The organism is Neobacillus novalis NBRC 102450 (assembly GCF_001591805.1).
Taxonomy (GTDB): Bacteria; Bacillota; Bacilli; order Bacillales; family Cytobacillaceae; genus Neobacillus; species Neobacillus novalis.
Genome location: NZ_BCVP01000021.1, coordinates 1 through 13,124, shown reverse-complemented (window position 1 = coordinate 13,124; position 13,124 = coordinate 1). Strand labels below are relative to the sequence as shown.

The 13,124-nt window shown below is 42.1% G+C and carries 8 protein-coding genes and 1 tRNA gene; all 9 read right to left on the bottom strand.

Annotation, left to right across the window (positions count from 1 at the left end):
- Positions 1 to 75: 75 nt before the first annotated feature.
- Entirely contained in the window at positions 76 to 1,338 is a 1,263-nt protein-coding gene (locus BANVL01_RS15875) for a LysM peptidoglycan-binding domain-containing protein (RefSeq protein WP_066088463.1), read from the bottom strand.
- A 112-nt stretch (positions 1,339 to 1,450) separates the two neighbouring features.
- Positions 1,451 to 4,045, bottom strand: a complete 2,595-nt coding sequence (locus tag BANVL01_RS15870) for a polynucleotide kinase-phosphatase (RefSeq protein ID WP_156482333.1) — start codon at positions 4,043 to 4,045, stop codon at positions 1,451 to 1,453.
- Complete coding sequence (locus tag BANVL01_RS15865) at positions 4,045 to 5,391, bottom strand: 3' terminal RNA ribose 2'-O-methyltransferase Hen1 (RefSeq protein ID WP_235845597.1); 1,347 nt, start codon at positions 5,389 to 5,391, stop codon at positions 4,045 to 4,047. The genes BANVL01_RS15870 and BANVL01_RS15865 overlap by 1 nt, the downstream gene beginning before the upstream one ends.
- A gap of 96 nt (positions 5,392 to 5,487) precedes the next feature.
- On the bottom strand, positions 5,488 to 8,067 hold the full coding sequence (locus tag BANVL01_RS15860) for a DEAD/DEAH box helicase (RefSeq protein ID WP_066088467.1): 2,580 nt from the start codon (positions 8,065 to 8,067) through the stop codon (positions 5,488 to 5,490).
- 72 nt (positions 8,068 to 8,139) lie between these two features.
- Entirely contained in the window at positions 8,140 to 8,331 is a 192-nt protein-coding gene (locus BANVL01_RS15855; protein WP_066088470.1) for a YbxH family protein, read from the bottom strand.
- Between the two features lie 287 nt (positions 8,332 to 8,618).
- A complete protein-coding gene (gene ppdK, locus BANVL01_RS15845; RefSeq protein ID WP_066088473.1) occupies positions 8,619 to 11,288 on the bottom strand; it encodes a pyruvate, phosphate dikinase in 2,670 nt (889 codons plus the stop codon).
- A 2-nt stretch (positions 11,289 to 11,290) separates the two neighbouring features.
- A complete protein-coding gene (locus tag BANVL01_RS15840) occupies positions 11,291 to 12,106 on the bottom strand; it encodes a pyruvate, water dikinase regulatory protein (RefSeq protein WP_066088476.1) in 816 nt (271 codons plus the stop codon).
- Positions 12,107 to 12,129: 23 nt separating this feature from the next.
- Positions 12,130 to 12,762, bottom strand: coding sequence for a transcriptional regulator CcpN (ccpN, locus tag BANVL01_RS15835; RefSeq protein ID WP_172800869.1), 633 nt, complete (start codon positions 12,760 to 12,762; stop codon positions 12,130 to 12,132).
- 287 nt (positions 12,763 to 13,049) lie between these two features.
- A tRNA-Trp gene (locus BANVL01_RS15830) sits at positions 13,050 to 13,123 on the bottom strand.
- Position 13,124: the final 1 nt, after the last annotated feature.

The following is a 13,124-nucleotide window of genomic DNA, read 5'->3' as shown; positions in this document are numbered from 1 at the left end:
CAATCTATATCCAGCCTTCCTTAAAACTTTTCCACTTCATATTTGATAAATTGAATGTAATTTCTAAATTCTATTCTAGACCACCTGAATGTTTTTCATAAGGTACGCCCAATTCTGTGGTGCTGGCAGGCTGATTTGCCAAAAGGTTGTGCCTGTCAATTGGTAGAGATCGATGAGCCGATATTTTTCTATTAAACTACGAATATCTTCAAACCAGACAACGTGCTCCTCTACACCATGCCAATACCGATACCACGGCGATTTAGCGGTGTTGTCGAATTCAATCGGTGAACCGGTGGAAATAGCCTTATTTTGAGCAGCAAGCACCGATAGGGCATGGGCGGCATTCGTAGGAACAACCTTATCATACCCATAAAGCGGCATTGCGATTTGCAGCTTTTTCGGATTGATTTGGGTGATTGAGTACCGGATAACTTGTTCCATCCACGATATCGGGGCAATCGGGTCAGGCGGGCCGCCAGGGTAACCGTAATCCATAGTCATCAAGGCAACGAGATCGACCACACTGCCAATCGCGGCATAATCGTAAGCACCAATGATTCGATTAGTCGGAATATCCGCTATTTTCGCATGAACATTCACATGCAGGATTAGCTCGCCTAACGCATTTTTTAAATCTGTTAGAAAGGAAATAAAATCATGCCGTTGTGCCGGCGGAATAAATTCAAGGTCGATGCTGACGCCTCCAAAACCCCTTTGTCTCGTTAAATTCACCAAACTCGAGACCAGATTTCCACGATAGGTTGGATTTTGGAGTACTCGCCCTGCCAATTCCGCACTAAAATCATTTTCGGCAATATTTCGTATCATTAATAACGGAGTGATGTTCCGTTGATTGCTTCTTGAAACAAGGGATGCATCCTTTATCACATTAAACGCAAATCCTTCCTCAGTAAACGAATAAGCGACAACTGCTAAAAACGTCAGCTGTCCCGCTAGACTATCTATCGTTGCGAGGTTTGCACTTTCAGACGAGGGAACTAAAAACCCGAGTGTGGCTATTTCTAATTTTAATGGTGAAGGAATATTGATAGATTGGCCGATAAAAAGGTTCTTCGGGATAATTCCGGGATTTGCCGCTAAGATGGTTGGAATGTCAATATTGTATTGTTGTGCCAGCTGCCAAATGTGATCGCCGGCTTTTATTTGATAAAGACGGATTGGCGGCAGGGTGTCAGGAAGGTATAATGCAAGACCTGGAACGAGGGTATTTGCTGATAATAATCCATTCATCTCTACAATCGTTTGAATTGAAACTCTATAAATCGAGGAAATCGTCCCCAAGGTCTCGCCCTTCTTAACCACATGAACTGCCATAAACCTCTCACACTCCTTTCTATCCATCATATGGGCGAACAAAGTTAATATACTTGGACTTTGAAGTAAAAAAAATCGAACTTGCCGGCTGACAAGTTCGTTTTTAAAACTTTCATAGTCGTGGATCAATCGGTTCGGCTTCTAACGCCAAAACCCCGAGCACACATTCATGGTACCGCTCCAACGACTCTCGTCTAACAAAGCGATTCACCGCTTCAACCCCAAAGGAAAACTCCTTCAAGGCATTACGCTGTTTCTTGCCGGCATTTCGCTGCTTTAACCGGGTCAAATTCTCAGGTTGCAAATAATCCATTCCATAGATAATATGCAAATACTTCCGGCCTCTCACTTTAATTGCCGGCTGAAGAAGCTTGCCTTTATGCCGTGCAACATACATTTCAGGTTTGACAACAAAGCCTTCATGGCCGTCTTCGGTCATTTCTTCCCACCACTGGATAGCGGCATTCAACGATTCTTCATCATCAACAACCCGGTATTCCGTTTCGACAAACAAATCCGATAACCCGCTAAACTCTTTATTTTTCTCCATATGCCAAGTATGCGGTTGAGTAAAAAATGTTTCCGTACTGTGGGCTAATGTATGGAAAGGGGCAATTTGTATTCCGTCCAGCCCTTCCGTTTCCCAACAATATTTTTGGTACACTTCATTAAAAACCGTGGCATTGGTAATCTTTTCATCCGTTTCCTCTATCCAGCTTCCCACATCTTTTCCATTTTCGCGGGCTTTTTGCAGCTGACTCCGCAATTTGCTCCGATCAAGCAGCGCCATTTCACCGACATGGGCATATTGATTCATGATTAACTCTTTTGCTTTCAAATTCCACGGAAGAATTTCTGCATCCAGCAGGACAAAATCGGTGTTGTATTTTTCAAAATAACCACTGAGGTCTGCAGATAATACTTGTAATATTCGTTCCTCCAATTCTTTTTGAAAAAAGGCGCGGCCAGTCCTCGTGTAAATCGCACCTAATGATTCCCTGCCAATATACGGTTTTGCTGCTTCCTTGTTTTTAAAAAGAAACAAAATCCCGCGGCTGCCCATATGCTTTTTCTCAACAACCATCCTCTCCACGCCATTTGCCTGATAATATTCAAACGCTTCTAACGGATGTTCCAGGTACCCCTCCAATCTTGAAGGTTTCGGGGTCGGACTCATCGTCGGCGGCAGATAAACAATTTCCTCAAGCGGCAGCGTGAAATGGGAAAGATCATCCAAAGCGGATTTAGCGCCATCAGCATAAATGGAAATCTCCCCATACTGTTCCGTTAACACGGAATAACCCTCGATGAATTTTGCAATATTAGGCGCCGAGAGCCTTTTCCGTTCCCATTCCTTTAGAGGATTGTCCTCCACATTTGCATAATCCACTTTCGCTTTGACCGAAATAAATTGCCTTTCCGGGAAACGAAATGCCGTTAAACTGCCTCCAAACACAACTCCTTGATCAATATTAAGCGTGTTGTTTACCAATAATGGCTGCGGTTTCGGATCATGCCCCCAAAGAATAAGTGCATTAGATTTATGTGCCAGCGTCCAGTCTTTTCGAATTGGTTTTCCATTTTCGTCGAGTCCATCCGAATCCCCGTAACGGCAAAAGTCGGAAATACGCGGTGATTGCTTGCCAATATAATAGTCCTTTATTCCGGCATGAACGGCAACAGCTGCGTTGACACCGTTTTGCTGGATAATGTAATGTGATTTTGCCTCCAACAACAGGTCTTTTACCTGGTCTTTGAAACGCTGTGACTCCTCTTTACCGAATGTTCTTTCGTACTCATCAAACTCAGCCGCGACATTTTCATCACCATGTGCAAGTTTAACATTCTTGCCATCAAGCCAGCGGGCAATTTTCCAGCCATGATTGCTGTCAATCATATAGGCGTTTCCTGCTGCTACATGCTTTTGAAAAAATTTCAGCGTCTCCAAAGACCGCGGTCCCCGACTCATAACGTCACCTAGTGAAAGAATTTTTCGCCCTTCAGGATGGACAAAATAACCCGCTTTGTTTTCTTCGTATCCAAGTTTACTCAATAGTTCAATAAACTCTTCATAGCAGCCGTGAATATCTCCGATAAAATCGATGCCGTTGCCAACGTCCATTACTAATGGATTTTCAAGACGGTTCACATTTAATACTTGTAATTCTTCTTCCCCAAAAACGTAGCAGCGGCGAAAAGCTTCCTTTTTGATGGAGCGCAGTGTCTTTTTGAAGTGTTGGTATTGCTGCTTGATTCGGTTCTTCCCCCGCGGGAAATCCCGTGCTAGGTCGCGTCTAAGTAATTCAGTTTCTGCTAAATTCAGCACAATCGCAATCGCCGGAATATGATACTTTTTTGCCATTTGCAAATATTTCTCCCGTTCATCCTCACGCAAATGAGTAGCATCAATGAAGGTTAATTTATTGAGGCGACAGCGTTTAGCGATTAAATAATCCATCGCTTCAAAAGCTTCCTTCGATATTTGTTGGTATTCATCAAAAAGGGCATCTGCTTCCACCTTTGGACGCTGATTCCAGTTAATAAATTCAACATCACTAACGAGAATCCGAAGTTGGTCGGAGCTTACCACTTCAGATGCAAGAATTTGCTTTTCTTGAATTAATTGATTTAATAATGTCGTTTTACCAGAATTGGAAGGGCCCGCGAGTAATACGATACCCGCATGTGGCAAATTTATGGTCACCATCATTCCTGCTCCCTTCTGAAAATGGCCATTTGCGTAGGATGACCGTATGGTTGATGTTCCTCACCAATACCTTGAAAGCTCACTTGATAGGGATAATTCTTTGTCCATTCTTGTACCTTTTGACGAAATTCATCCCTTGTCCACTCAAAACGATGATCGCTGTGGCGCATTGCATCATCCATTTCATAGACAACATTGTATTCTTGGTTCGGAGTGGTTACAATCAACACCCTAGGCTGATAATCTTTAAAAATAGTTTCGAATATTGGCGCTAAACGGTTTTCATCGATGTGTTCAATCACTTCACATAAAACGATGACATCCTTGTTGTTAAGCCGCTCATCATAATAAAATAACGAACCTGCAATCGACTTGGGCTCGATGAAACCACGTTTTCCCTTTGCTTGCTCGAATCTCTCCATAGCCCGCAACCGCGACTTATTGGCAGGCTCTACTGAAAAAATCTCTTTAACTCCTTCAATAAACCCGAGTTGAACCGATAATTTCCCTTCACCTGCACCAAGGTCGACAATGGTTTCTCTTTTTGGTAATGCCTCAACATAGTTTACGATTGCTTCATAGCGCAGGTCATTTAACCGAACTCTTGGAGCCACATCCTTATCATCGGGTTTTGGCACTTTTTCAAAGAATTTTGATTTCGAAATCATGTTTTGGAACCGTAAAGACCGTTTTACTATCAAGGCTTTTAAGGGGTGATTCTCGAGCCAGCCTTCCCCGTAACGGTCAAACTTCTCGATTTCTCTTTCATCGATAAAATAATGTTTATAGTTATCAATAACCGGAATCAAGATCGAAACATGCTTTAAGGCGTTCTGAACTGTTTGGTTTCCCTTTATGGTAATGAATCTAGCCGTGCTCTTTTCCCTGATGAAGCTCTTCCCGCGCTCAATTTCCACCCTGTATCCCATTGGGGAGAATAATGCTTCCAGATCTGGGTCGCGCAAATCAGAGGCAATCGGGCCAAAGATAAGTTCCATTTCAAATGGGTGCCCGACCCAAGCTGCATATTCTTCATTCGGTTTTCCATTTAATGCGGTCCCCAATGCCTTTCGTATGGCAGAAACAAAGATGCTGCTGGCGGCAAACTCACGGTCATTGATATAATGGGTAATATCATAATAATCTGGTGAATTTTTTACTAAGTTGATCGCGTCAGTCTTTACATAAAGTAGAAACTGGACTTCTTCACTTGAAAAAGCGGTATAGACAAGACGGACTGTTAATCCCTTTTCGCCGCGTTCATATAAATTGTTTGGGTTTTTAGCTGCTAAATAGGAAACTGCTTCGGCTCCTTGTCCCCTAACGGTTAATGATAACTGCATCATTTTCACTTCACTTTCATTGGGAAAAGATTTTACCACCTATTTTACCATAATTACATGAATTTGGATGTCAAGAAAATCCCGAGTTCATAAAGTCCTTTAAAAATCATACTCATCATACCGATACCTTCTATATTTTTCACGATAGCACGATTCACAAGTTGGAAATGAATGATCCCATGGCAGCTTTTTGCCGCAGGTCTTGCATTTTTTAACAAATTTTTTAATGTCTGTTTTTAACCGTTCCTGTACTTGGTCGCTAATTTCCTCCCGGAGCCGTTCCCAATAAATCGCTTCCGTTCGTTCTCCTAATCGATACAAAAATAAGAGATGGAGTCCAACCGCTTTATAGCTGAGTTCTAATTCTTCCAAGCTCCGGTCTTTTACAATTGGTTCAGGCAGTTCTTTCCCCTGAATGATGCTATACATCGTTTCTTCCCATTGCTTCGTTAATACTGGCTCATTTTTCGAAAAAGGCAGGTGTAAAAAGCCATATAAATCCATTAACGGCAGCCGTGCTTCAATTTCTGTTCCGGCAATTATTTGATATAGAGACTTCTCCTCTGAAAGTGAGGCCTTTTTTGTTCCCTTCGGACTTTCAAATTTTCCCCATAACTCAAAAAAGGTTCCTAAATCGCGGTAATAGCGTTGAAACCGTTCAAAAACAGAATTGGTCGGAGCTATCGAAAATGTATGAACAGGTTCATCCACCTGCACAAGCAAATTCCGCATTTTTTTGATATCACTTGTAAAAGCAACTTTTCCGATATTATAAATCCCTTTACGACCGGCACGGCCGGCAATTTGCTTTACTTCTTGGGAGGTTAACAGACGCCTGCGGGTTCCATCGAATTTTTCATTTTCAAGAAAAACAATCCGGTGAATCGGCAGGTTTAAGCCCATTCCAATCGCATCGGTCGCGACAATGACCTTTGTCTTTCCTTTATTAAATTGCTCGATCTGCTTTTTCCTCGTTTCAGGGGGCATGCTGCCGTAAATCATGCTGACAGAATGGCCGTCATTTTGCAGCCGTGAGGCGGTCTCAAGCACACGCCTTCTGGAAAAGCAAATCAATGCATCTCCTTTTTTAACATGCTTAATATGAAATTCCTTGGTTTCAACCTCGAGCGGAGTGTCACGGCTGTACTCGTGAATTTCAATAGTTGCATCTCCTAAAAGCTCGAGCAGCATCGTTTTCGAATTTTTGCTGCCAATGATATGTACTTCTTCGGCACTCGCCTTGGTAATTGCCTTATACCATGAAAAGCCCCGATCCTTATCGGTGATCATTTGCGCTTCATCAATGACGACCACATCATAAACTTCTTTTTCATGGAACATTTCTACCGTACAGGAGATATGGCTAGCATTAGGGACGATTTTTTCCTCTTCACCCGTTTTCAACGAACAGGGTGTGCCTTCTGCATTTAACTTATCATAAACCTCAAGGGCTAATAGCCTCAGCGGGGCCAAATACAAACCGCTAGCTGCCGCCTTCATTTTTTCGAGGGCATGGTGCGTTTTCCCTGTATTCGTCTCACCAATGTGAAGACAAAAGCGAACATGGCGTTGTAAGGAGGGATCGTACTCCGTGCCAAAGATGTCTTTCATCATCTGTTCTTCTGCTTCTTGTTTTCGCTTAATTTCAGCATGCTCTTCTCTTTGTTTTCTTTCTCGCTCCTCTAAATCCCTTTCGAAAATATCTTTATGCACCATTAGGTCAAATGGAATTTCTGCTAAACTAACTAAATCAGAAAGATATTCCGCTTGAATATCCTCTATCATGTATCCCTCAACATCGTAAAGAAGCTGGGCAATGCTCCCCTTTACAAAAGAAGCCGATAATTTTTCATTAAAGGTTTTTACAAACTCATCTTTAAGCACTGGTGGCAGTTCCGCTAATACTTTCTCTGGTATTAGTTCTGACAGGTAATCAGAAATTAAGCTTTCATAGACAAAGAAATAGGTTTGATATTCGAAGGTGCTTCGGCCCCAGTTTAGTGTTTTATGAATATCACCTGTCAGCTCTTCAAAAAAAGCAGCAACCGTTGTATAAGCTGACGGATTAAACGCACCTTGATCCACTAATTTTTCCTCAAGGGCAATGGGATCGACCGCTTGAAACTTTACATTATTTTGCAAGTCTGCAGCTAGTTGTTGGGCAACGAAGTGACGAACATATAAATAGAAAAGGTCATATTGTTCTTCCAAAATACTAACGGCAGTATCTTCAATTTCGCCCCTAATTGCTTGCTTCTGTTCCTCAAGCTGCCTCTGTTCTTCGCGCTTTAATAAATGATCCTTTGCATCCACATAACGGTTTTCCCAATTTTCTTCATATCCAGCAAAAGTTTCCTTTATCCACCCCATTGTATCGAAGGGCAGATACGTCCGCATTTCATCGCGGAAAAGCTTATTCAGTAATTTTCGGTCCACCCCTTGCACTTCAAACCCTTTTTCGCTTAAAAATTGCTTTTTTTCATTTTTGGGAACATCGTTCGTCGCTTTATTCAGCCAAACATTCACCCAAATTTGTTCAATGTAATGGCTCCGGTCGGCTAAGTATTGTTCAAAGGTTGGCAGCGATTCTTTCGATTCTAAATACCGGTCAATATCTTCATATATTTTCGTTTTAGTATGTTCGATTGCTTGAGGGTAAATGGTTATTAATTTACTCATGAACGTCCCTCCTTTTCAAATTTTCTTGATTTTATTCTATCACAAAGCAAAAGACCGAACAAGTATTCGGTCTTAAATATCATGTTGATTACAATATTGGTCAACGAGGTCTTCGATTTGGTCTAGTTCCGGAAATTTTCCTGAAAACTGAAATTTTATTTCCTCGATAAATTGATCTTTGTTGTAGACGTGGACAGCCCCGTTTTGTTGAATGACACTATATTCCGGTACAAACCGATAACCGCTGCGTTCAATAGCCCCCATTTTGAATCCCCTTTTTCATTTTTTTATAGTATAGGCAGAAAGTTGGAAGCTAATCCGATGAAAAGCGAGACGAGTGTAACCTTTTCACGAAAAATTCGGCGGAAAAATGGTTTTATTTGCGAATTTACCTGTCTTATTTGCGATTTCACCCTTTTTATTTGCGAAAATACCAGTTTTATTTGCGAAAATACCAGTTTTATTTGCGAATCGACCTGTTTTATTTGCGAATCCAAATTTACCATAAAAAAAGAAGACGGCACCTTTTTGGCACCGCCCCCCACAACAAATTAGGCTGTTGTATAAACCTCTTCTTTCTTTTGCTCATGGCGAATTGTTGCCTGTGCGGCAGCCAAACGAGCAAGCGGCACGCGGTATGGTGAGCAGCTGACATAATCTAAGCCCGTTCTGTAACAAAAATCAATGGAGCTCTTTTCTCCGCCATGTTCGCCGCAAATACCTGTTTTTAAGGAAGGCTTTGCCGTGCGGCCAAGTTTCACGCCTGTTTCTACTAGCTTACCAACGCCCTCTTGATCAAGCACCGCAAATGGATTTTCAGGAAGCACTTTATTTTCGATATATGCTTGCAGGAATTTGCCCTCCGCATCATCACGGCTGTAGCCAAACGTTGTTTGTGTTAAGTCATTCGTTCCAAAGGAGAAGAAATCGGCTTCCTCTGCAATCTGATCCGCAGTTAAGGCGGCACGAGGAATTTCAATCATGGTTCCGACTGTGTACTCAATCCTCTTGCCGGTTTCTTCCTGAACACGAACAGCCGCATCAATAACCAACTGACGCATTTGTTTCAATTCATTCACATGGCCGACAAGCGGAATCATAATCTCTGGCTGCACTTCCATTCCTTTTTCCGCTAATTTTGCAGCGGCATAGAATATCGCTTTCGCTTGCATTTCATAGATTTCAGGGTAAATCATGCCCAGACGGCAGCCGCGGTGGCCAAGCATAGGATTATACTCATCTAATTGGCGGACCTTTTTCAGCAATTGTTCTTTTTTCTTCAATTCGGCTGATCCCGGATCTAAGATTTGCAGTTTCGTCACATCCACTAACAGTTCTTCTTTATCTGGCATAAATTCATGAAGCGGCGGGTCTAGTAACCGAATCGTTACCGGGAACCCTTGCATGGCTTCAAAAATCCCTTCAAAATCACTCTGCTGCATCGGTAAAAGCTCTTCAAGGGCTTCCATTCTTTCCGGATAATTTTCCGCAAGAATCATTTTTTGGACAATCGGAATCCGTTTTAAATCCATAAACATATGTTCAGTCCGGCACAACCCTACACCGCCGGCACCAAATTCAAACGCCTTCTTTGCATCTTCCGGATTATCGGCATTAGCACGGACACCTAATTTCCGTTCTTGGTCTGCCCATGCAAGCAACAGCTGGAACTCATCCGAAAGCTCTGGATCAATCATCGGAATTTCCCCTAGCATGATTTCACCAGTAGAACCATCAAGCGTGATGATATCACCATAGTTAACAACAGTGTCACCAACAGCAAATTGTTTTGCTTTCAAATCAATCTTAACGGCTTCACATCCGCAAATACATGCTTTCCCCATCCCGCGCGCGACAACAGCTGCATGGCTGGTCATACCGCCGCGGCTAGTCAAAATAGCTTGCGAAGCAACGATGCCGTGAATATCATCCGGTGTTGTTTCCGGTCTAACAAGAATCACTTTTTTGCCTTCATTGGCTAAAAGCTCCGCTTCATCAGCGTCAAAGACAACCTCACCTGTCGCTGCCCCCGGGGATGCCGGCAAGCCTTTTGCCAAAATTCTTCTTTCAAACGTGTCATCAATGCGGCGGTGCAGCAATTGATTTAATTGATCCGGGTCAACACGTAACAGGGCGGTCTTTTTATCAATAATTCCTTCTTCGACCATTTCAACGGCAATGCGGATGGCCGCTTGCGCTGTGCGTTTGCCATTACGAGTTTGCAGGATAAACAGCTGACCGCGTTCCACCGTAAACTCAATGTCCTGCATTTCTAGGTAATGCTGCTCGAGCCGTTTGCACGTATCGGCAAATTGCTGGTAAACATCCGGCATTTCATCCTTCAAGGAGGCGATTGGCTGCGGCGTGCGAATCCCTGCAACGACATCTTCCCCTTGAGCATTGATTAAGTATTCACCGTAAAGAACGTGCTCGCCCGTCGAAGGATTTCGCGTGAAGGCAACGCCAGTGCCAGAATCATTTCCCATGTTTCCGAATACCATGCTTTGAATGTTAACAGCAGTACCTAAGTGATCCGGAATTTTATTTAGGCGGCGGTAAACAATCGCACGCTGATTATTCCAAGAATTAAAGACAGCATTAATCGCAAGGAAAAGCTGCTTATTTGGATCATGTGGAAACTCTTTTCTTGTGTGCTTTTTAACAATTGCTTTGTAGCCAATGATCACCTCTTGCCAATCCGCCGCACTCATTTCCGGGTCAGAAGAATAACCTTTTTGTTCACGTGTTTCTTCTAAAAATTGCTCAAAATAATAGGTATCAATTTCAAGAACGACATTACTGAACATTTGAATAAAACGGCGGTAGGAATCATATGCAAACCGCGGGTTATTTGTTAAATTAGCCAAGCCGACTACGGTTTCATCATTCATCCCAAGGTTTAAAATCGTATCCATCATTCCAGGCATGGAGAACACGGAACCGGAACGGACAGAGACAAGCAATGGATTTTGTGGGTCGCCTAGTTTCTTGCCCATTTTTTCTTCTAAACTGGTAAGCGCTTCTAAGGTTTGTTTCTCTACTAGAGCAGGAATTGTTTTGCTAGCTTCATAGTAAGCATTGCAAGCCTGTGTAGTAATCGTAAATCCATAAGGGACAGGGAGACCGATTCGTGTCATTTCTGCTAAGTTAGCACCCTTTCCCCCTAGTAGTTCTTTCATATCGCCATGACCTTCGTGAAATAAATAGACCAATTTATCCATTATCAAAAACTCCTCTCTTTTTTCAATATGTCTAAAATTAAACCAGCCGTCTCTTCTATTGCTTTATTTGAGACATCAATGACCGGACAGCCAACGCGCTTCATAATTTTTTCAGCATGGTCAAGTTCCTCTAGAATGCGCTCAAAGCTTGCATAATTTGCCTGTGATGCTAAACCTAATGCCTTTAAGCGTTCCTTGCGAATTTCGTTTAATTTATCAGGTGAAATGATTAAGCCAATACAATTTTTCCTTGGTATTTCGAACAATTCATCCGGCGGCGGCACCTCTGGAACCAACGGGACATTGGCGACCTTAAAGCGCTTATGTGCTAAGTACATTGACAACGGTGTTTTAGACGTCCTTGAAACACCAACTAAAACAATATCTGCCTTTGTAATTCCTCTTGGATCGCGGCCATCATCATACTTAACAGCAAATTCGATTGCTTCAATTTTACGAAAATATTCTTCATCTAGTTTTCTCATTAACCCCGGACGATGATGGGGCGGTTTGTTAAACCTAGTGACGAAAGCATTCATTAACGGACTTAGCAGGTCGACAGCTAATATTCCTTCCTCTAGTGCTCTTCTATCTAGGTAATCCTTTAAATCGGGAATAACAATTGTATAAGCAATGATGGAGTGCTCCTTTTTTGCCAATAGAATGACATCTTCAATATCTTCAATATCTTCCACATATGAATTTCGGCGAATGTCAACCTGGCCGCCGTTAAACTGAGTGGCCACTGCTTTTACGACAAACTCAGCAGTTTCCCCAACCGAATCAGATATAACATAAACAACTTCTTTCTGTACCAAAATGGCAGCAACTCCTCTTCGTCTCATCTTTCCATAATTTCTAAATAGGCGCGTGTGATCGTGGTTTTCGTGATCCGTCCTAACAGCAAATATGTATTCTTTTCTTCCTCCACTTCCTTCACAACAGGCAGGGAGTCAATATGATTATCAATCATTTTCTTCGCTGCTTCGAGCAAGGTTTCATCAGGCCGGATGGTGAAAATATTAGGCATCCTCGTCATAATGACACTAACAGGTAATTCATGGAGATTTTTATTTCCTAGTGATGCCCTGAGCAAATCCTTACGTGAGATTACCCCGGCTAAATGCCCCCTAGAATCAACTGCATATAGCGTGCCAACATCCTCTAAAAACAACTGGACAATCGCATCATAAACGGCGGTTGATTTTTCGACGACAATTGGATGTGCCTTATAATCGATAACTTTTTGATGGAGAAATTTTTCAGCTTGACGCTTAACTTCATAATTTTCATTGAAAAAATAACCAACTCGCGGTCTCGCATCTAATTTGCCAGACATGGTTAAAATCGCGAGGTCAGGTCTCAGCGCAGCTCTTGTTAAAGAAAGCTTTTCTGCAATTTCTTGTCCAGTTATTGGTCCATTTTGTTTGACAATTTGGAGAATTTTATCCTGCCGTTCTGTAAGTTTAATCATTATCACCCCCTCGTTTCGGTTTAATGTGCTATATTTATTCGTGTTTAAAATAAATGTGCTATACTTATTATTATATAGTATATTACATTTAAGCAGAATCCGAAACAATTACTTTTATTTTTTTTTGACTAATTAGCAAACTGTTTTAAAAATTCCTATGCAAAAAAAATCCCGCCTGCATTGGCGGGATTTTCCTTAGTAATTTGTAAATGAAATTTTCCTGCAGATGGTCCTTAAAAACAAAAAAATTCCATAGCGTGAACTATGAAATCAAAGTTGCGTATATTTGGCAGGGGCAGTAGGAATCGAACCCACACTGAAGGTTTTGGAGACCTTAGTTCTACCTTTAAACTATGCCCCTA